This is a genomic window from Amycolatopsis sp. WAC 01376, from assembly GCF_003947415.1.
Lineage (GTDB): Bacteria > Actinomycetota > Actinomycetes > Mycobacteriales > Pseudonocardiaceae > Amycolatopsis.
The window spans coordinates 730,933-751,191 of record NZ_QHKL01000003.1 but is presented as its reverse complement, the minus strand read 5'-3'; the positions used below and the strand labels follow the sequence as shown (position 1 = coordinate 751,191).

Below are 20,259 nucleotides of genomic sequence, written 5' to 3'. Positions count from 1 at the left end.
GCAGGTAGCGCTCTAGTACACCATCGGACATTGAGGTGATCTCAGCCCGTGGTCAAGACCAATCCGCTCGTAGGTACGCCGGTGCCGGCGGTCACCAGCACGCGTGCGGCCCCGTCGACCTGGTTGACGGCGTCGCCTCGCAGCTGGCGGACCCCTTCGGCGATCCCGTTCATCCCGTGGATGTAGGCCTCCCCGAGCTGCCCGCCGTGCGGGTTGAGCGGGAGCTTCCCGTCCAGCTCCAGGGTGCCGCCGCCGATGAAGTCCTTGGCCTCGCCCTTCCCGCAGAAGCCGAGTTCTTCCAGCTGCATCAGGACATAAGGGGTGAAGTGGTCGTACAGCACGGCAAGGTCCATGTCGCCGGGCCCCAGCCCGGACTGCGCCCACAGCTGCCGTCCCACGACACCCATTTCGGGCAGCGCCGGGAGATCGTCGCGGTAATAGCTGGTCATCACGTACTGGTCCGGCCCGCTGCCCTGCGCGGCGGCCGCGATCACGGCGGGCCGGTGCGGCAGGTCGCGCGCCCGTTCGGCACTGGTGACCACCAGTGCGACGCCGCCGTCGCTCTCCTGGCAGCAGTCCAGCAGGTGCAAGGGTTCGGCCACCCAGCGGGACGCCTGGTGGTCTTCGAGCGTGATCGGCTTGCCGTAGAACCAGGCCTTCGGGTTCGTCGCCGCGCGGGCGCGGTCGATGACGGCCACCCGGCCGAAGTCCTCGCTGGTCGCGCCGTACTCGTGCATGTAGCGCCGGGCGAGCATGGCGACGGTCGCGGCCGGGGTCGCGATGCCCATCGGGTAGTGGAACGCGTTGTCGACACCGGAGGAGTTCACCTGGCCGGCCGCCGCCGAGGAGACCTGCCCGAACCGCATCCCGGACCGTTCGTTGAAGGCCCGGTACGCGACGACGACGTCCGCGACGCCGGTCGCGACGGCCATCGCGGCCTGCTGGACGGTCTCGCCGGCCGCCCCGCCGCCGTAGTGGATCCGGCTGAAGAACTTGAGTTCGGGGATGCCGAGCTCCCGCGCCACGGCGATCTCGCTGTTGCCGTCCATGGTGAACGACACCAAACCGTCCACATCGGACGGAGTGAGCCCGGCGTCCTTCAACGCGCTCGAAACCGCTTCGGCCGCCAGCCGCAGCTCGCTGCGACCTGAGTCCTTGGAGAACTCCGTGGCGCCGATCCCGGCGATGGCCGCACGTCCGGACAGGGTCATCACTCGCCTCCCAACGTGAGCGCCACGGTGCCCACCACGTGTTCGCCGAGACTGTCCACACCGGACACCGCGACCACCACGTCGTCGCCGTCCCGTTCCGTGACCCTGCCGGTGAAGGTCAGGGTGTCGTAGGCGTAACAGGGCACGCCGAGCCGGATCTTGATCGACCGCACGAACGCCTCCGGACCCGCCCAATCGGTCACGAAGCGTTGCACCAGACCGGTGTCGGTGAGGATGTTGAGGAAGATGTCCTTCGATCCGCGCCGCTCGGCGGCGTCGCGGTCGTGGTGGACGTCCTGGAAATCCCGCGTCGCCAGCGCAGTGCTCACCACGAAGGTCGGGGTGGCCTCGATCTTCAGTGGCGGCAACTCGGTGCCGACCGAACAGTCCCTCATCGCGCGACCCTCCAAGCGGGCAACGTCAGTTCCTCGTCGATCTTCACGAAGGCGGCCTCCACCGGAAGTCCGATGTGGACGGACTCGGGATCGGCGTCGAGCAGCTCGCCCATCACCCGGATGCCCTCCTCCAGCTCGACGAGCGCGACCACGAACGGCAGCTGCTTGCCGGGGACCTTCGGATGGTGGTGCACCACGTAGCTGTAGACCGTTCCGCGGCCGCACGCGACGACGTAGTCCGGCTTGACGTCGAGATCACCGTCCGGCGGCATCGGGCCGGGCGGATGCCGCAGGGTCTCGCCCCACCGCTGGATCCGCAGTTCCCCTTCACGAAGGCCTTCCCAGAAGAACTCGGTGTCCTTGCTGATCACCGGTCGCAGCACCGGGGCGGCCGCCTTGGCGGGCTCGACGCCGGGCGGACGGAACTTCAGCACCCGGAACACCATGTCCGCGACGGCCTCGTCGCCGACGTACCAGGTGGTCTTCGTCGTCACGAACCAGCCTTCGCCGAGCGCGGTGCGTTTCGGCCCGACGACGCTCTCGAGTTTCGCGGTCGCTTCGACCCGTTCACCGTGCCGGAGATAGCGGAAGTAGTTCTGCTCGGAGTTGGTCGCGACGACCGAGGTGAACCCGGCTTCGTCGAGCACCTCCATCATCGCGCCGAGCGGATCGTCCGACGCCCTCGTCCAGTGCAGGCCGCCCATCGTCCACACCTGCGCCATCGCCGGCGGCGCGACGAGTCCCTTGTGGACACTCCGGGCGGCGAACTCCTCGTCGACGTACACCGGATTGCGGTCGCCGATGGCTTCGACCCAGTTGTTCACCATCGCCTGGTTGACCGCGTCGCGGGCGGCCCTCGGCGCGGATTCCCCGCGCGCGGAGATGCGTTCGGCGGCTTCCTGGATGCTCATCGCGGCACCCTCGGCAGGCCGAGTCCGGCGGTGGCGATCAGCTCGCGCTGGATCTCGCTGACACCGCCGCCGAAGGTCAGCACCAGATTGCGTTTGGCCACCACGTCCAGCCACCGCGCCAGTTCCGCGGTTTCGGCGTCGGCCTGATCGCCGTGTCGCGCCACGATCTCCTCCAGTCTCCTGGTCAGCCGCTGGATGCGTTCGGAGCCGACGATCTTGGTGGCCGACGCGTCGGCCACCGCCACCGGTCCGGTCGCCGACGACGCCGCGACCTGCCAGTTCAGCAGTTCGTTGATCCGGGCGGTCGCCAGGGTTTCCGCGAGGACGGCCCGGACGTCGGGCAGCTGGAGCAACGGCGTGCCGTCCGGGGCCTTCCTGACCGCCGCCCATTCGCGGACGCGGTCGTGGAGCCCGCCGATCCGCCCGGCGGGGCCGAGCATGACGCGTTCGTGGTTCAGCTGCGTGGTGATCAGCCGCCAGCCCTCGTTCTCCTTGCCCACCAGCATGTCCGCCGGCACCCGGACGTCCGAGTAGTAGGTGGCGTTCACGTGGTGCGCGCCGTCGCAGGTGATGATCGGCGTCCACGAATAGCCGGGATCGCGGGTGTCCATGATGAGGATCGAGATCCCCTTGTGCCGGGGAGCGTCGGGCGCGGTGCGCACGGCCAGCCAGATGTAGTCGGCGTCGTGCCCGCCGGTGGTGAAGATCTTCTGGCCGTTGACGACGTACTCGTCGCCTTCGCGCACCGCCGTCGTGCGCAGCGCCGCGAGGTCCGTTCCCGCGTCGGGTTCGGTGTAGCCGATGGCGAAATGCACCTCGCCCGCGAGGATCTTGGGCAGGAACAAGGACTTCTGCGCCTCGGTGCCGAACGCCTGCAACGTCGGCCCGACGGTCTGCAGGGTCACCGACGGCAGCTGGACGTCGGCCCTGGAGGCCTCGTCGACGAAGATGTGCTGCTCGATCTCGCCGAAACCCCGGCCGCCGTACTGTTCCGGCCAGCCGACGCCGAGCCAGCCGTCACGGCCCATCCGCCGGACGATCTCGCGGTACACCGTCCCGTGCCGCTCCCGCAGCATCGCGCGCCGTTCGTCGGCGCTCACGAGCCCGGCGAAGTACTTCCGCAGTTCCGAGCGCAAGTGGTGTTGCGCCGTGGTCAGTTCGATCAGCATCGGTTCACCCCGCCACCAGTTCGCCCAGTCCGGCCAGCCGATGAGCGGCGCCGCCGAGCGTTCGTCCCATATCCTTGACCGCCGACGAGAACCGGTGCAGCGGATACGTTTCGTCCACGCCGATCCCGCCGTGCAGGTGGTGGCAGACGGCCAGCGCCGCGGGCGCCTCCGCCGCCAGCCAGTACGCCGCGATGTCGAGTTCCGCCTCGGCGTCGAGCCCTGCCGCGAGCCGCCAGACCGCCGACCGCGCGGCCAGCTGGACCGTCCTCGAAGCGACGTAGACGTCCGCGATCTGTTGCGCCACCGCCTGGAACGCCGCCAGCGGGCGCCCGAACTGTTCGCGTTCGCCGATGTGTTTCGTGGTCAGCGCCAGCGCGCCGGCGAGCAACCCGTCGCCGAACGCCACGGCACCCGCGAGCGCGAACCGGTGCAGGGTCGCGATCGACTCGCCGGGCCCGTGCCCGTTGAGGAGATCGGCGTCGGTGACGGTCACGGCGTCCAGCGTCATCGTGTAGTCCGGTGTGCCGGAAGAGGTTCTCGTCGGCGTCAGCGTCACGCCGTCCGCGCGGGGATCGACGAGGAAGACGCCGGTGCCGCCGGGCAGCGAGGCAGGCGTCAGGATCCGGGTCGCCTCCGCGGCGAACGGCACGCCTACCTTGACCCCGCTCAGCCGCCAGTCCCCCGCCGATTCCGCGACGGTCGCGGGGCGGGTGGTGAACGGCGCGGAAGGTTCGTTCAGCGCGGCGGTGAGCACGGCTTCGCCCGCGGCGACCGGCGGGAGCAGCGACGCGCGCTGGTCCGGTCCGCCGAGCGCCGTGACCGGCAGGACGCCGAACGCCAGCGACGCCAGCGCGGGCGTCGGCGAGGCGACCCGGCCGAGTTCGGTCAGCACCAAGGCGACTTCGGCGACGCCGAGTCCGTCACCGCCGAGTTCTGCCGGCAGCGCCAGCGCGAGCAGACCGGCGTCCGCGAGCGCACGCCACGTGCCGGCGGGCTCGCGCTCCTTGCCGAGCACGCGCGCGGCCAGCGCGGTGACCTCGGTCTGCGTCTCGTCGAACTGGAAGTCCACACTGGCTCCTCACCGGGGCGAACGGGCACAATATTGAAACCTGTTCTAGTCTTAACCGGAAGGAGGCGTGACGGCAAGGGGTGCGGATCTAGGAGATGGCTTTGAGCAGTTCCGCGAGCGCGTCGGGGAAGTGGTCGGCGAGCGGCCACAGGTCACCGGTGAGTTCGCGCGCGCCGAGCAGGTCGCCGCCGACCCGGCCCGCGTTGGACAGCACGGTGACGTTGAGCCCGGCGCCGTGGAACACCGGGCCGAGCGGGTAGAGCCCGGTGATCCGGCAGCCCAGCAGGTACAGCGGCATCGGCGGACCGGGCACGTTGGAGACCACCAGGTTGTGCACCACCGGATGCCGTTCGGCCAGGCGCAGCGCGGAATACGCGCGCACCGCGAGGCCGAACATGGTCGCCGCCGAGAACTGCGCCCAGTCCTGGAGCATGTCGGCGTCGATGTCGTGATGATGGTCCTTGGAATGCCGGTTCGACTCCGCGAGCATGAACACCCGCGCGGCGGGATCCTCCAGATGGGTGGGCAGCGACGCGAAGAACGCCGAGACCTTGTTGGTGCCGTGCTCGCGTTCGGTGCGGGCGTGCACGGAGACCGGCACGGTCGCCACCAGCGGATCTTCCGGCAGTTCGCCCCGCTCTCGCAGGAACCGCCGCAGCGCACCGGAAACCACGGCGAGGACGACGTCGTTGACGGTCACCCCGAAGGCGTTCTTGACCCGTTTGACCTCGTCGAGGTCGAGAGAGGCGTAGGCGACGCTGCGGTGCGCGGTGATCGTCCCGTTGAACGACGTGCGCGGCGCGGTGAACGGGACCGGCATTCCCTTGCCCTGCAACGCTTTACCCAGCCAGCTCGGGACGAGCTCAAGCAGGTCGGGGAGCAGTTTCACCAGCTCGGCGGGGCGTTTCACGAACGACGTCAGCCCGGCGCCGAGCAGCGCGCGCCTGCCGGGGACGTCCCCGTTGCGGCGTTCGTCGTGCGCGACCTCCGGCGGCGGGGCGTCCGCTTCGAGGCCGGCGAGAGAAGTGATCAGACTGGCGCCGCCGACCCCGTCGACACTGGCGTGGTGCATCTTCAGCAGGACAGCGATCCCGCCGTCCGCCAGGCCTTCGATGACGTACAACTGCCAGAGCGGCTGCGTGCGGTCCAGCCGTTGTCCCGCGATGTGGGCACAGAGTTCGGCCAGCTCCCGCCGGTCGCCGGGGGCGGGTACGCCGATCCGGTGAACGTGGGCTTCGAGGTCGAAGTCCTCGTCCTCGACCCAGACCGGATGCGTGAGATTCCAGAGTGGATTGTGCAATTTGCGCCGGAACGCCGGGATCAGGTCGACCCGTTCGGCCAGTTTCTCCTTGAAGCGTTCGAAATCGTAGCCACCGGGCAAGGTCGAACCGTCCAAGGTGAGCAGTCCGCACACGTGCAGCACCTGGGCCGGTGTCTCCAAGTAGAGGAAACTCGCGTCCAGACCACTCAATCTCCGCATAAGAATCACCTTAAGTGAACTTTGCAACCGGTTCTAGGCTGTCACCCGGCGGTAGGATCGGTGCCCATGCAGCCGAGTTTCGTCGTCCGCCAGGCACTCCAGCTCGCGCTCACCGCGAACGCGCTGAAGCCGCCGAGAGGCGCCAGGACGGCGGTTCCGGCGTTCTTCGCGGGCTGGCTCACGGGGGAGCTCGCCCCGCATCTGCTCGCGCTCACCACGGCCGACGTGGCGGCGCATGTCGCCCGGCACCGGGGCGGTTCGAGCAAGGCCGGACTCGCGCTCGCGGCAGCGTCGGCGGCCGGGCTCGGCACGCTGATCGCGCAGTCCCAGCGGGCCCGCGGCGAGATCGAGACCGCGCTGACCGAAGGCATCGGCAAGGCCTACACCGACGAACTCGAGCATCCGCCGAGCCCGACCGACCTCGCGACACCGTGGGGCCAGCTGGCCATGCCGTTCCGGATGCGCGACCCGGACGTCCGGCGGACCCGCAACGTCGCCTACGCGCCCGGCGGGAAGCGGTTCCTGCTCGACGTCTACGCCCCGCGCGAACCGGTCACCGGCGCGCCGATCCTGCTGCAGGTGCACGGCGGCGCGTGGGTGATCGGCAACAAGGATCAGCAGGGCCTGCCGTTGATGCTGCACATGGCCAAACGCGGCTGGATCTGCATCGCGATCAACTACCCGCTCTCCCCCGCCGCCCGCTGGCCCGCGCACATCATCGCGGCGAAACGCGCGCTGGCCTGGATCCGGGACAACGCCGAGTCCTACGGCGGCGACCCGTCGTTCGTCGCCGTCACCGGCGGTTCCGCGGGCGGGCATCTCGCCGCGCTGCTGGCACTGACCGCGAACGATCCGGCGTTGCAGCCCGGCTTCACCGAGGCCGACACGAGCATCCAGGCGTGCGCCCCGCACTACGGCGTGTACGACTTCGCCGCGACCAGCGGGCGGCGCTCCAGCCAGACCCGGCTCAAGACGCTCATCGCCCGGCACGTCTTCGAGGCGGACCGGGACCCGGTGAACTTCCTCGACGACTACATCGCGGCGTCACCACTGGACCGCATCACCGAGGACGCGCCGCCGTTCTTCGTCATCCACGGCGTCCACGACTCACTGGTGCCGGTCGGCGAGGCCCGCGAATTCGTGCGGCGTCTCCGGGAGAAGTCCCAGCGTGAAGTCGCGTACGCGGAGATCTCCGGCGCGCAGCACGCCTTCGACGTCTTCCCCTCGATCCGCAGCGCGCACGTGGTCCGCGGGGTGGAGCGGTTCCTGGAGTGGAGCTACCGCACCTGGCGGCGCGGGGCCACAGGTCCGTGAAGGCCTCCTTGAGGGACTCTGGGTCCCTCAAGGAGGCCTTCACGGAACACACGGCTGTAGCCCAGTAGTCCCACCAGGCTCAACGATGGCGCGCGAAGGGCCCCTTCACGTACTTCGAGCGACCAGGGTGCCGAAAAGCGTCGTTCAGGGTGGTCGCGAGTGGCGATTCGGGTTAGCCAACAGTGTTCTAAGTGCCTACGACGGGTGGGCCGGGATCGCAAGTCCGTGAGGGCCTCCTTCCCTACCCTGAGAGTAGGGAAGGAGCCCTTCACGGCATGCCGGGCCGGGCCGAGGCTGCGGGCGGGCAGGAACGCCCCCTGGAGCCTCGGCACTACAGCGACAGCGCGTGAAGGCCCCCTTCCCTCGGCTCAGCCGAGGAAACTCGACCTTCACCCCTTCCCGCAGTACATGAAGGACCCCATCCTTGCGCCCAGGTACAGCAAGGGGTCCTTCATGTACTTCACGCAAGAAGCGCCACAGGTACCTAAGAGGAATCGCCACTCACGACCACCGCGACCCAGGCTCTCCCCAGGTTGCTCGTGGTCAGGGTGGGTAGATCACGTCGGTCGGCCGCGCGGACGGCGGGCCGTCGACCCGCCAGCCCTCGCCGTCGCGCACGAAGCGGTACCACCGTTCGTCACGGCCGTAGCGCAGCTGCAGGTCTCCCTGGGTGATCCGGTTCCGCCAGGTCTTCGGCGTTCCCGGCAACCCCGATTCGGCGAGATCAGCTGTGGCCTGCGCGAGCGGTGCCTGCCCCGGCCGCCAGGGCTCCCGCACCACCGCCATCCCGCCCCGGCCCGCCTCGCGCCAGGCCTGTGCCCAGACGGCCAGATCCCGCACCGGGACTCCCGCGGCCTCGGCGAGTTCGGCGACCACGTGAGGATCGCCGGCCGCCGCACGCCGGGCAAGGTCCTCCTCGAACGTCAGCTCCACTTCGCGCTCGGGCCCCATCACCAGCAGTTCCCAGGCCCGCGCGGCGGCATCGGCGGCCAGTTCGACGAACATGTCGCCGCTCCAGCCCGTGCGGTGCGGCGGGTCGAGGTCGAGGACCGCGGGCGGTCCGACCATGCCGGGAACGGCCGGTCGCGGCGGGAGCGCGGCGATCCGCCGGGTGTAGGCACGTTTCGGATCCACCCCGGGTGCGGCGGGGGCACGCACCCGTTTACCCGGTTCGCTCGCGGGAGCACGGCGGGACCGCAGTTCCGCGAGCACGGCCTCCCTCGGCCTGCCTCTGAGCAGGAACAGCGCGAACGGATCGGTGTCGACCTCGTCCGCGACCAGGTAGTACACCGCGGCGACATGTTTGCACGGGTTCGCACTGTCGGGACAGGAGCATTTCGGCCGCAGATCGCCGGGGCCGGGGAGCAGATCCGCGCCGGCGGCCCGCGCGTCCTCGGCCAGCTCGCCGGGCAGTTCGCCGTCGAGGAGGGCCGCGACGTGCCCGAGACGGGAACCGACCATGCGGAGCAGGCTCTCCCACTGTGCCTCGGTGAACGCCCGCATGCGGATGGTCACCCGGTACGGCACCGCCCGGCTGCCCTGTACCCACGCGGTCACCTCGCCCGCGCCGACCGCGAGTTTGCTGACCGTGCCTTTGCGCGCGTACGTGCGCCCGCGCGGCAGCCTGTTCGGATCGAGCTTGGCGCGCTCCTCCAGGGCTTCGACCCAAGCCTTGCCCCACCACGTGTTGCCGAAGGTGCGCCGCTTCCGCCCTGTCGCGCTGGGCATCAGGTCTCCCCGAGGCGGACGAGGTCGGCGAGTTCGTCGTCGGACAGTTCGGTGATCCAGTTCTCGCCCGCGCCGATGAGCGCGTCGGCCAGCCCGCGTTTGGTCTCCAGCACCGTGGCGATGCGCTCCTCGAGCGTGCCCTCGGCGATCAGCCGGTGCACCTGGACCGGCCTGTCCTGCCCGATCCGGTACGCGCGGTCGGTGGCCTGGTCCTCGACCGCCGGATTCCACCAGCGGTCGTAGTGGATCACGTGGGTCGCCTTGGTCAGGTTGAGCCCGACCCCGCCCGCCTTGAGCGACAACAGGAACACCGGCACCTCGCCCGCCTGGAACCGGGCGACCATGTCCTCCCGGCCCTTGGGCGTGCTCGACCCGGACAGCAGCATCGTCGGCAGGCCGCGTTCGGCAAGGCGTTTCTCCAGCAGGCGGCACAACTGGACGTACTGGCTGAACACGAGCACGCTGTCGCCCTCGTCGAGGATGACGTCGAGCAGCTCCTCGAACGCGGCGAGCTTGCCGGAGCGGCCGTGCAGCACCCCGGATTCCTTGAGGTACTGCGCCGGGTGGTTGCAGATCTGCTTGAGCTCGGTGAGCAGTTTGAGCACCTGCCCGCGCCGGGCCACCCCGTCCAGCTCGCGGATCATCGCGAGGTTCTCCCGGACCACGGCCTCGTACAGCGTCGTCTGCTCGGCGGTGAGCGGGACGAACCGGTCGGTCTCGGTCTTACGCGGCAGTTCAGGCGCGATGTCGGGGTCGGTCTTCTTGCGGCGCAACAGGAACGGCCGGACGGTCGTGGCGAGCCGCTCGGTGGCGGCGACGTCGCGGTCGCGTTCGATCGGGCGGGCGACCTTGCGGCGGAACCCGTCGAGCGAGCCGAGCAGACCCGGTGTCGTCCAGTCCATGATGGACCACAGCTCGGTGAGCCGGTTTTCCATCGGCGTGCCGGTCAGCGCGACCTTCGCGGCGGCCGGGATCTTCCGCAACTCCTTGGCGGTGACCGAAAGCGGGTTCTTGACGTGTTGCGCCTCGTCGGCCGCGATCATCCCCCAGTCCACTTCGGACAGTGTCTCGCGATCCCGGCGGAGAACACCGTACGTGGCGAGCACGACCTCGTCCGGCGCGACCTCGTCGAGATGCCGTCCGCCGCCGTGGAACCGGCGCACCGGGATGTGCGGCGCGAACCGGGCGAACTCGCGTTCCCAGTTGCCGAGCAACGACGTCGGGCACAGGACGAGCGTGGGGCCTTCACCTCGCGGGCGGCGGTGCAGATGCAGGGAAATGAGCTGGATCGTCTTGCCAAGCCCCATGTCGTCGGCCAGGCAGGCGCCGAGACCGAGCCCGGTCATCGTCGACAGCCACCCCAGGCCCGCCTTCTGATACGGCCGCAAGGTGGCCTTCAGGTCCGCGGGTTGCTCGATCGGTTCGGCGGCGCTGTCACGGATTCGCTGGAGCAGCCCGGTGAGCGCCGACGGGGCGGTGAACTCGACCTTCTCGCCGTCCAGTTCCAGTTCGCCGGTGAGCGCCGCGGCCAGCGCCTCGGCCCCGGACAGCTTCTTCGCGCGATGGGCACGCACCTTCGCGATCAGCCGTGCGTCGACCTTGACCCATTTACCCCGCAGCCGCACCAAGGGCCGTTTCGCCTCCGCGAGCGCGGTGACCTCGGCGTCGGTGAGGTCCTCGTCGCCGAGGCTCAGCCGCCAGCGGAACTGCAGGAGGCTCTTGAGCGTGAACTCGGGCCCGGTGACACTGCCCGGGACCTGGGTCGCGCTCGCCTTCGCCTTGAGCTCGCCCGCGAAGAGATCCTTCGGCCACTGCACCTCGATGCCGGCGCCGCCCAGCGCCGCGTCCCCGTGGGTCAGCAGGTCGACGACCTCGTCGTACTCCAGCATCAGCCCGGTCGGCGCGGCGGACCGGAGCATGCGGCCGAGCGGCGCCCATGCCCTGGCGCCCCGGCGGAGGCCGAGCAGCAACTGGGTCTCGACCTGCTCGCCCATCCGTTCCAGCACCGCTTCGGGCGCGTCCCAAAGTGTCGCCGCTTCGACGATCAGGCTCGGATCGGCGGCGCTCCGCACGGCGAGGACGGCGGCGAACGTGGGCTCTTCTTCGGGGCTCTCGGGCTCGTTCACCTCCATGCGCAGGACGAGATGCGCGCCCTGCGCCTGCCGGGCACTCAGCTCCGCGAGCCACGCGGCACCGTCCGGACCGACCAGCGTCGGCTCCGCCGAGGCGAACGCGGGCCCACCCGCCGTGACACTCGCGGCGGGCGTGCGGACCAGCACATCCGCCGTGGCGTCCCAGAACGCGCGGATCAACGACTCCGGCGAATGCAGCCGGATCCGTTTCAGCCCGGACAACGGCAGCGCGTGCGCCTCGGGAGGCAGCGCGGCGGCGAGCCCGCGCAACATCTCCTCGTCGGCGACGTCGAGCGGGCCGACCCGCCACGAATCCACCCCGCCGGGTGAGGCCGCGGGCAGCAGCCTCCCGCGGGCGATGAGGTTCACCCCGGCTTCGGCGACGGCCGACCACGCGGCGATGGCCGGGCTCAGGTCACCCTCGGCGGTCAGCAGCCGCGGAATCGCGCGTGACAGCGGGACGAGTGCCGCGTCGACCTTCGTACGCCGGAAGACCTTCCCCACCGGCAGTACGAGTTCGATCGCGGTGTCACCCGCTACGCCGTCTCCCCAGAGCGCCAGCACGCCGTCCCGCGGGGGATCCGAGGGGACGAAGGTGGCTTGGGTTCCTGTGCCGAACTCCACGACCCGCACGTTAGAGCACGGGACCGACAGCCGGCGGGCGGCGGTGCTATGAACGGTCCTTTCCTTGCAAATTTTGCAAGGAAAGGACCGTTCATAGCACGACAAAGTGCCGTGACCGGAACTTTCAGGACCGAGGCAGCCCCAGCAACCGCTCGGCCGTCAGCGACAGCAGCACCTGCGTCGTACCGCCCGCGATACTGAGGCATCGCGTCAGCAGGAACTCGTGCTGCGCGGGGTCACCGGCGACGAGCGCGTTCTCCGCCAAAGCCTCCAGCGCGAACTCCGCCACCGCCTGCCGATGCCGCACTCCCAGCAGTTTGCGCACACTCGACTCGGCGCCCGGATCCTGGCCGTCGAGCCGCCGCAGCGTGGCCCGCAGGTCCAGGACCGAACACGCGCTGCCGTCGGCGATCAGCGCACCGAGCCGTTCCCGATCGGCGTCATCGCCCAGCGTGGCGAGCAGGTTTTCGACCCCCTCCCCCACCGCGGATCCGCTCCCGAGGGCCACCCGCTCGTTGGCCAGCGTCGTCCGCGCGAGCCGCCAGCCGCCGTCGACCTCCCCGACCACCATGTCGTCCGGGACGAAGACGTCGTCGAGGAACACCTCGTTGAAGACGGCGTCGCCGGTGATCTCACGCAGCGGACGCGTACTGATCCCGCCCGCGGTCATGTCGACGAGGAAGTAGGTGATCCCCTGGTGTTTCGGGGCTTCCGGGTCGGTTCGCGCCAGGCAGATCGCCCAGTCGGCTTCGCGGGCGAGCGAGGTCCACACCTTCTGGCCGTTGAGCAGCCAGCCGCCGTCGACGCGGCGGGCCGTCGTGCGGAGCGACGCGAGATCCGAGCCCGCCTCGGGCTCGCTGAACAGCTGACACCAGGTGATCTCGCCGCGCAAAGTGGGCGCGGCGAACCGTTCGCGTTGTTCCTCGGAGCCGTGTTCCAGCAGTGTCGGGACCGCCCAGGCGCCGATGACCAGGTCGGGACGACGGATGCCGGCACCGGCGAGGGCGGTGTCGATCCGCAGTTGCTCGGCGGCGGTCGCGCCTCTGCCGTACGGCGCGGGCCAATGCGGGGCCAACAGTCCCGAATCGGCCAGCGCGACGCGCTGTGACTGCTCGGGTAAAGCGGCGATTTCGCTTACCAGGTCACGGAGTCCGGCGTCTTCGCCGACGTCGACACTCAATGTCCGGCGGTCGCCGCGCAGCGCGAGTCCGGCGGCACGACGTCGCCAGCGGGCGGAACCGCCCAGCCATTGCCGCAGCGCTACGGCGCGCCGCAAGTAGAAGTGCGCGTCATGCTCCCAGGTGAAGCCGATGCCGCCGAGGACCTGGATGCAGTCCTTCGCGTTGGCCACGGCCGCGTCGAGTGCGTAAGCCGCCGCCGTGGCGGCCGCGAGGGCGTGCTGCGCCGGGTCTTCGGCCGCTCTCGCCGCGTCCCACGCGAGCGCGTCGGTGGCTTCGGCCCGGCACAGCATTTCCGCGCACAGATGCTTGATCGCCTGGAACGACCCGATGGGACGCCCGAACTGCTCTCGCACCTGCGCGTACTCGACGGCGGTCCGAAGACACCATCGGGCGATCCCCGCGGCTTCGGCGGCACCGAGAGTGGCGGCGTAGGAATCCACCGGCAGAGCCTCGAAAACCGCTTCGGGCCGCACCTTCGCGCATCGGATACGGCCGACGGGCCGGGACACGTCGAAGGGCTCGCAGTAGTCGATGTCCATTCCGGACGTCCCGGGTGGAATGAGCGCGGAGACGTCGCCGTCGGAGACCAACGTCCATGCCGACGGGTGAACGTCGAGAGCCGGTCCCGACTCGCCGTCGACGACCGAGCCCGAGATGCGGAAACCCCGGCCCAGCACCACCGCCATCCGTTCGGTCCCGTCCGCGAGACCGGGCAGGATCTCCTTGGCGGCTTGGGGAACCGTCGCGAGCAGCGCGCCGCCCAACGCCGTCCCGAGGACAGGCCCCGGCACGAGTGCTTCGGCGGCTTCGGCGAGCCCGGCGCTCAGGTCGGTGACCGTACCGCCGGCGCCGCCGACGTCTTCGGGAATCGCCACGCCGAACAGGCCGAGCTCCGCCAGTCCTGCTGGTGGCTCGGTGATCCGGCCATTTCGGACGGCGTCGACGGGGCGGGCGGAAGCCGCCCAGGCCCGGATCGACGCGGCCAGCGCCGCCTGTTCCTCGGTGAGCGCGATCGACACGGGTGAGACCTCCTGCTCGGACCTACCCGCGAGTGTAGAACGTGTTACAGTTTCTTGCCCAGTGGGTCACGTCTTGAACAGTTCGTCCGCTTAGGTACGCTACGCGGGGAAAGTGGAACAAGTTCCGTTCGATGAAGGGGGACGTGGCGATGCCAGGGAAGGCCAAGGCGCCCACGAGCGCGAAGGCGCGAAGCGGCAACGGTCTCTCCGCGCTGGGCGGCGAGGAACTGGGCTCCGCGGCGCAACGCGACCGGCGGCGCCGCATCATCGACGCGACCCTGACCCTCGCCGCGAAAGGCGGGTACGACGCGGTCCAGATGCGGGCGGTCGCCGAGAAGGCGGACGTCGCGCTCGGCACGCTGTACCGCTATTTCCCGTCGAAGATCCACCTGCTGGTTTCCGGGCTGGCCAGGGAATTCGAACGCGCGCAGGAGAAACTCGACCGCGCGGCCATCCCCGGCGAAACCCCGAGCGAGCGGCTGATGTTCGTCCTCGGCCGCAACACCCGGCTGATGCAGCGGGACCCACACCTGACCGAAGCCATGGTCCGTGCGTTCATGTTCGCCGACACGACCGCGGCCGCCGAGGTCGAACAGGTCGGACGGCTGATGGAGAACATGTTCGCCAAGGCCATGGGCATCGAGGACCCGACCGAGGCCGATCGCGACATCTTCCACGTCATCGCCGACGTCTGGATGGCGAACCTGGTCGCGTGGGTGACGCGGCGCGCTTCGGCGGCCGACGTCGCGAACCGGCTCGAACTGTCGGTGCACCTGCTGCTGGACAAGAACGTCTGACCCTGCCCAAGCGCTATGAAAGGTCCTTTCCTTGCAAAATTTGCAAGGAAAGGACCTTTCATAGCGCGCGTCAGGCGGTCAGCTTCGGCAGCACGTCCCGCCCGAAGGTCTCGATGAACTCGTCCTGGTTCCGGCCCACGTTGTGGATGTAGATCCGGTTGAAGCCGGCGTCGACGTACTTCTGCAGCGCCGCGCGGTGCACGTCCGGATCGGACGAGACGACCATGCGGCCCTCGAAGTCCTCACGCCGCACCAGTTTCGCCATCTGCGCGAAGTCGAACGGCGAGCGGATGTCGGCCTTCGGGAACTTCATGCCGCCGTTGGGCCACTGGTCCATCGCGTTGGCCCACGCCGTCTCGTCGTCCTCGGCCCACGACAGGTGCACCTGCAGCAGCTTCGGCATCGTGTCCGGGTCCTTGCCCGCCTTGCGCGCGCCGGTGCCGAAGTTGTCGAGGATCCCCGCCAGTTTCTCGATCGACGCGCCCGGCGTGATCAGCCCGTCCGCGAGCTCACCGGTCTTGCGTGAGGTGTACGGGCCCGCCGACGCGATGTAGATCGGCGGCGGCTCGTCCGGCAGCGTCCACAGCCGGGTGGTGTGCAGCTTGAAGAACTCGCCGCTGTGCTTGACGTCCTTACCGGTGAACAGTTTCCGGATGACTTCGAGCGCCTCGAACATCCGCCGTACCCGCTCGGGCGCTTCGGGCCAGTAGCCGCCGATGATGTGCTCGTTGAGCGCTTCGCCGGAGCCGATGCCGAGCCAGGTGCGGCCAGGATAGGTCGCCTCCAGCGTCGCCGCGGCCTGCGCGACCATCGACGGGTGCAACCGGAACGACGGGCAGGTCACGCCCGGCCCGAGGTCACCGGTGGTGTTCTCCGCCAACGAGGCGAGCACGCTCCACACGAAGGACGCTTCACCCTGTTGAGGGACCCACGGCTGGAAGTGGTCGGCGGCCATCTGGCCGGAGAATCCGTGCTGTTCGGCCAGCGCCGCCAGCCGGATCGACTCGCGCGGCGAGAACTGCTCGAGTGCCGCGGCCAAGCCGATTTGTACCTCAGTCACGCCTGCTGCCCCTTTCGAAAGCTTTCGGCGACCTTCGCGTACTGGTCGAGTCGTTCCAGTGTCGCCGCTTCGGGCTCTGTCGGCAGGAAGAGCGTGGCCTCGTCGACGCCACCGTCGACCAGCCTGCTCAGCGCGTCCTCCTCCGGGGTGGCGCCGAAGGCCGAGAACTTGAGGTCACCACGGCCCTGGTCGGCCAGCCACTGACGAGCCCGGCGAAGCTCCTCCGGCGGGGTGTGGGCGTGCGGCAGCCAGCCGTCGCCGTACTTGGCGATCCGCTGCATCGCCTTCTCCCCCGCGCCACCGATGTAGATCGGCGGATGCGGCTTCTGCACCGGCTTGGGCCACGCGAAGATCGGGTCGAAGTCGACGAGCTCGCCGTGGAACTCGGCCTCGTCCTTGGTCCAGATCTCCTTCAGCGCGGCCAGTTGCTCGTCCACGAGCACACCACGGGTGCGCGGATCCGTGCCGTGATTGCGCATTTCCTCCCGGTTCCAGCCGACGCCGACCCCGAAGACGAACCGGCCTCGCGAAACCAGGTCGAGCGAAGCGACCTCTTTCGCCGTGTGGATGACGTCGCGTTGCTGCAGCAACGCGACGCCCGTGCCCAGTTTCAGGTTCGACGTGGCCCCCGCCGCCGCCGTCAGCGCGACGAACGGGTCCAGGGTCCGGTAGTACACGCGCGGCAGCTCGCCACCGCCCGGATACGGCGATTCCCGGCTGACCGGGATGTGGGAATGCTCCGCGATGTGAAGCGAGCTGAACCCGCGCTCTTCGACGGCTGCGGCGAGGACGTCCGGCCTGATGCCTTCATCGGTGATGAAGGTGGCGATTCCGATCTCCATGTTCAGCAACTACCCGAACACGCCCCGCGATATTCCCGCCGCTACACGTTGCGCCGGTACTGCCCGCCCACCTCGAAGAACGCCTCGGTGATCTGACCGAGCGAGCACACCCGCGCGGCGTCCATCAGCACTCCGAACAGGTTGCCGCCGCGGGTCGCGGCCTCGCGCAGCGTCTTGAGCGCCGCCTGCGCCTCGGCCTGGTGGCGGCGCTGGAAGTCCTCGAGCCGCTCCAGCTGCGACCGCTTCTCGTCCTCGGTGGCCCGCGCGAGTTCGACCTCGACGTCGTCCTCGCCGGCGTTCGGGTTGCGGAAGGTGTTGACGCCGATGATCGGCAGTGTGCCGTCGTGCTTCTGGCGTTCGTAGAGGATCGACTCGTCCTGGATCTTGCCGCGCTGGTAGCCGGTCTCCATCGCGCCCAGCACGCCGCCGCGTTCGGAGATGCGGTCGAACTCCAGCAGGACGGCCTCTTCGACCAGGTCGGTCAGCTCGTCGATGATGAACGAACCCTGCAACGGGTTCTCGTTCTTCGACAGGCCCCATTCCTTGTTGATGATCATCTGGATGGCCATCGCGCGCCGCACCGAGCTCTCCGACGGCGTCGTGATCGCCTCGTCGAAGGCGTTGGTGTGCAAGGAGTTCGCGTTGTCGTAGAGCGCGCACAGCGCCTGCAGCGTGGTGCGGATGTCGTTGAAGCTCATCTCCTGCGCGTGCAGCGACCGGCCGGAGGTCTGCACGTGGTACTTGAGCTTCTGCGAACGCTCGTTGGCGCCGTAGCGCTCCCGCATCGCGACCGCCCAGATCCGGCGGGCGACCCGGCCCAGCACCGAGTACTCGGCGTCCATGCCGTTGGAGAAGAAGAACGACAGGTTCGGCGCGAAGTCGTCGATGCTCATCCCGCGCGCGAGGTAGCTCTCGACGTAGGTGAAACCGTTCGACAGGGTGAACGCCAGCTGCGAGATCGGGTTCGCCCCGGCCTCGGCGATGTGGTAGCCCGAGATCGACACCGAATAGAAGTTCCGGACGCCGTGCTCGATGAACCATTCCTGGATGTCGGCCATCATGCGCAGGCTGAACTCGGTGGAGAAGATGCAGGTGTTCTGCCCCTGGTCCTCCTTGAGGATGTCCGCCTGCACGGTGCCGCGGACGTTGCGCAGCGCCCATTCGCGCAGTTCGGCGGCCTCGGCTTCGGACGGCTCGCGGCCGTGCTCGGCCTTGAACGCCGCCGTCCGCTGGTCGATCGCGGTGTTGAGGAAGAACGCGAGGATCGTCGGCGCCGGGCCGTTGATCGTCATCGACACCGAAGTGCTCGGCGAAGTCAGGTCGAAGCCGTCGTAGAGCACCTCCATGTCCTCGAGGGTCGCGATGGAGACACCCGACGTGCCGACCTTGCCGTAGATGTCGGGACGGGTGTGCGGGTCGTGGCCGTAAAGCGTCACGGAGTCGAAGGCGGTCGAAAGGCGCTTCGCCTCGGAGTCGGCGGAGAGGAGCTTGAACCGCTTGTTGGTGCGGAAGGGGTCGCCCTCGCCCGCGAACATCCGCGCCGGGTCCTCACCCTCGCGCTTGAACGGGAAGACGCCCGCGGTGTAAGGGAAGTATCCGGGAAGGTGCTCGCGGCGCAGGAACGACAGCAGCTCGCCGGACTCGGTGTAGCGCGGCAGCGCCACGCGCGGGATCCGGTTGCCGGACAGCGTGTCGCGCCAGAGCTGGGTGTGCAGTTCCTTGTCGCGGATCTTCACGACCAGTTCGTCGGCACGGTAGGACTCGGCCAGTTCCTGGAAGCGGTCCAGCAGATTCGTCGTTTCACCGTCCACATCGGACTCGGCGGCGGCGAGCAGGCCGTCGAGCGCGTCGGTGCTCGCGTCGACGGCGGCCAGCGCCTCCTTGGCGACGGCGAAGTGCTCACGTTTGCGCAGCGCGGCGACCTGCTGCTCGGTCTTCGCGTGATAGCCGCGGAGGGTCTCGGAGATCTCGGCGAGATAGCGCGACCGGTTGGCCGGGATGATCGTGCTGGCGTCGGTGGACACCTTGCCCTCGACCTTCGGGAGCACGCCTGCCGAGACGGTCAGGCCACGCTCGGCGAGGGTGTCGCGCAGGTGCTGGTAGAGCGCGGTGACGCCGTCGTCGTTGAACTTCGCGGCGCTGGTGCCGTAGACCGGCATGTCCTCGGGCGAGGAGCTGAACGCCTCGCGGTTGCGGACGAGCTGGCGCGCGACATCGCGGCGGGCGTCCTCGGCGCCGCGGCGCTCGAACTTGTTGATCGCCACCGCGTCGGCGAAGTCGAGCATGTCGATCTTCTCCAGCTGCGACGCCGCGCCGAACTCCGGCGTCATGACGTACAGCGACTGGTCCACGTAGTCGACGATGCCGGCGTCACCCTGGCCGATACCCGGCGTCTCGACGATCACCAGATCGAAGCCGGCGGCCTTGCAGGCGAGGATCGACTCGGAGAGACCGGTCGGGATCTCGCCGCTGGTGGTGCGGGTGGCCAGCGAACGGAAGTAGACCGGGCTGCCGTCGAGGCAGTTCATCCGGATGCGGTCGCCGAGCAGCGCTCCCCCGCCCTTGCGGCGCGACGGGTCGACGGCGAGCACGGCGATGCGGAGCTTGTCCTCCTGGTCCAGCCGGAACCGGCGGATCAGCTCGTCGGTGAGCGACGACTTCCCGGAACCACCCGTACCGGTGATCCCCAGGACCGGCACCGTCCGCGACTTGGCGGCCTCGGTGATCTTGTCGAGCGCGTCCTGCGGCAATGCCTCGCGCTGAAGCTGCGTGATGACCCGGGACAGCGCCGGGATGTCACCCGAAAACAGTTTGTCCAGCGAACCGGGCGACTGCGCGGACAGATCCGTGTCGCAGGCTTTGATCATCAGGTTGATCATGCCGGGGAGGCCCATCTCGTAGCCGTCCTCCGGCGAGAAGATCCGCGCGACTCCTCGTGAGTGCAGCAGGTCGATCTCCTCACGGACGATGACCCCGCCACCGCCGCCGAACACCTTGATATGCCCGGCGCCGCGCTCGTGGAGCAGCTCGACCAGGTAGCTGAAGTACTCGACGTGCCCGCCCTGGTAGGCGCTGATGGCCACGCCCTGGACGTCCTCGGCGATGGCCGCGGTGGCGACCTCGTCGACCGACCGGTTGTGCCCGAGGTGCACGACCTCCGCGCCCTGCGACTGCAGGATGCGCCGCATGATGTTGATGGACGCGTCGTGCCCGTCGAAGAGGCTCGACGCCGTCACGAAGCGAACGGGGTTCACGGGCCGGTGCAGGTCGCAGGTCATCTCTCCAAAATACTTGGACTTCCGACTGTTTTAAACCCATCCACTCGCG

14 protein-coding genes are annotated in these 20,259 nt (G+C 69.2%); 2 read left to right on the top strand and 12 right to left on the bottom strand.

Annotation, left to right across the window (positions count from 1 at the left end; all coding sequences use genetic code 11):
* Nucleotides 1–41 precede the first annotated feature (41 nt).
* The 6 genes from DMH03_RS20310 to DMH03_RS20285 all read right to left on the bottom strand — a co-directional run bounded on the left by DMH03_RS20310 (nt 42) and on the right by DMH03_RS20285 (nt 6,235).
* Nucleotides 42–1,211 carry a lipid-transfer protein gene (locus tag DMH03_RS20310; protein WP_125793559.1) on the bottom strand — a complete coding sequence of 390 codons (1,170 nt, stop codon included), beginning with the start codon at nt 1,209–1,211 and terminating at the stop codon, nt 42–44.
* Nucleotides 1,211–1,606, bottom strand: coding sequence for a MaoC family dehydratase (locus DMH03_RS20305; RefSeq protein WP_125793558.1), 396 nt, complete (start codon nt 1,604–1,606; stop codon nt 1,211–1,213). The genes DMH03_RS20310 and DMH03_RS20305 overlap by 1 nt, the downstream gene beginning before the upstream one ends.
* Nucleotides 1,603–2,517 carry a bifunctional MaoC family dehydratase N-terminal/OB-fold nucleic acid binding domain-containing protein gene (locus DMH03_RS20300; RefSeq protein ID WP_125793557.1) on the bottom strand — a complete coding sequence of 305 codons (915 nt, stop codon included), beginning with the start codon at nt 2,515–2,517 and terminating at the stop codon, nt 1,603–1,605. The genes DMH03_RS20305 and DMH03_RS20300 overlap by 4 nt, the downstream gene beginning before the upstream one ends.
* Entirely contained in the window at nt 2,514–3,686 is a 1,173-nt protein-coding gene (locus DMH03_RS20295) for an acyl-CoA dehydrogenase family protein (RefSeq protein WP_125793556.1), read from the bottom strand. Before DMH03_RS20295 ends, DMH03_RS20300 begins: the two co-directional genes overlap by 4 nt.
* 4 nt (nt 3,687–3,690) lie before the next feature.
* On the bottom strand, nt 3,691–4,755 hold the full coding sequence (locus DMH03_RS20290; protein ID WP_125793555.1) for an acyl-CoA dehydrogenase family protein: 1,065 nt from the start codon (nt 4,753–4,755) through the stop codon (nt 3,691–3,693).
* An 88-nt stretch (nt 4,756–4,843) separates the two neighbouring features.
* On the bottom strand, nt 4,844–6,235 hold the full coding sequence (locus DMH03_RS20285; RefSeq protein WP_125793554.1) for a wax ester/triacylglycerol synthase family O-acyltransferase: 1,392 nt from the start codon (nt 6,233–6,235) through the stop codon (nt 4,844–4,846).
* Nucleotides 6,236–6,301: 66 nt separating this feature from the next.
* On the opposite strand from DMH03_RS20285, the gene DMH03_RS20280 reads away from it, so the two are divergent.
* The gene (locus DMH03_RS20280) at nt 6,302–7,549 is read left to right on the top strand and encodes an alpha/beta hydrolase (protein WP_125793553.1); all 1,248 of its coding nucleotides are present in this window, start codon (nt 6,302–6,304) and stop codon (nt 7,547–7,549) included.
* 543 nt (nt 7,550–8,092) lie between these two features.
* Here the strand turns inward: DMH03_RS20280 and DMH03_RS20275 are convergent.
* From DMH03_RS20275 to DMH03_RS20265, 3 genes are all read right to left on the bottom strand, one after another.
* A complete protein-coding gene (locus tag DMH03_RS20275; RefSeq protein WP_125793552.1) occupies nt 8,093–9,277 on the bottom strand; it encodes an SWIM zinc finger family protein in 1,185 nt (394 codons plus the stop codon).
* Nucleotides 9,277–12,042 (bottom strand): DEAD/DEAH box helicase, encoded by a 2,766-nt coding sequence (locus DMH03_RS20270; protein ID WP_199748947.1) that lies wholly within the window; start codon nt 12,040–12,042, stop codon nt 9,277–9,279. Before DMH03_RS20270 ends, DMH03_RS20275 begins: the two co-directional genes overlap by 1 nt.
* Nucleotides 12,043–12,157: 115 nt before the next feature.
* Complete coding sequence (locus DMH03_RS20265; protein WP_125793550.1) at nt 12,158–14,233, bottom strand: acyl-CoA dehydrogenase; 2,076 nt, start codon at nt 14,231–14,233, stop codon at nt 12,158–12,160.
* Between the two features lie 149 nt (nt 14,234–14,382).
* Here DMH03_RS20265 and kstR point away from each other — a divergent pair, with 149 nt between their 5' ends.
* Complete coding sequence (kstR, locus tag DMH03_RS20260) at nt 14,383–15,030, top strand: cholesterol catabolism transcriptional regulator KstR (protein WP_034322562.1); 648 nt, start codon at nt 14,383–14,385, stop codon at nt 15,028–15,030.
* Between the two features lie 70 nt (nt 15,031–15,100).
* Here the strand turns inward: kstR and DMH03_RS20255 are convergent, their stop codons facing one another.
* The 3 genes from DMH03_RS20255 to icmF are packed head-to-tail and all read right to left on the bottom strand — an operon-like array spanning nt 15,101 to nt 20,210.
* Nucleotides 15,101–16,090, bottom strand: coding sequence for a TIGR03557 family F420-dependent LLM class oxidoreductase (locus DMH03_RS20255; protein WP_125793549.1), 990 nt, complete (start codon nt 16,088–16,090; stop codon nt 15,101–15,103).
* The gene (locus DMH03_RS20250; protein WP_125793548.1) at nt 16,087–16,932 is read right to left on the bottom strand and encodes an LLM class F420-dependent oxidoreductase; all 846 of its coding nucleotides are present in this window, start codon (nt 16,930–16,932) and stop codon (nt 16,087–16,089) included. Before DMH03_RS20250 ends, DMH03_RS20255 begins: the two co-directional genes overlap by 4 nt.
* 41 nt (nt 16,933–16,973) lie before the next feature.
* A complete protein-coding gene (icmF, locus tag DMH03_RS20245) occupies nt 16,974–20,210 on the bottom strand; it encodes a fused isobutyryl-CoA mutase/GTPase IcmF (RefSeq protein WP_125793547.1) in 3,237 nt (1,078 codons plus the stop codon).
* Nucleotides 20,211–20,259: the final 49 nt, after the last annotated feature.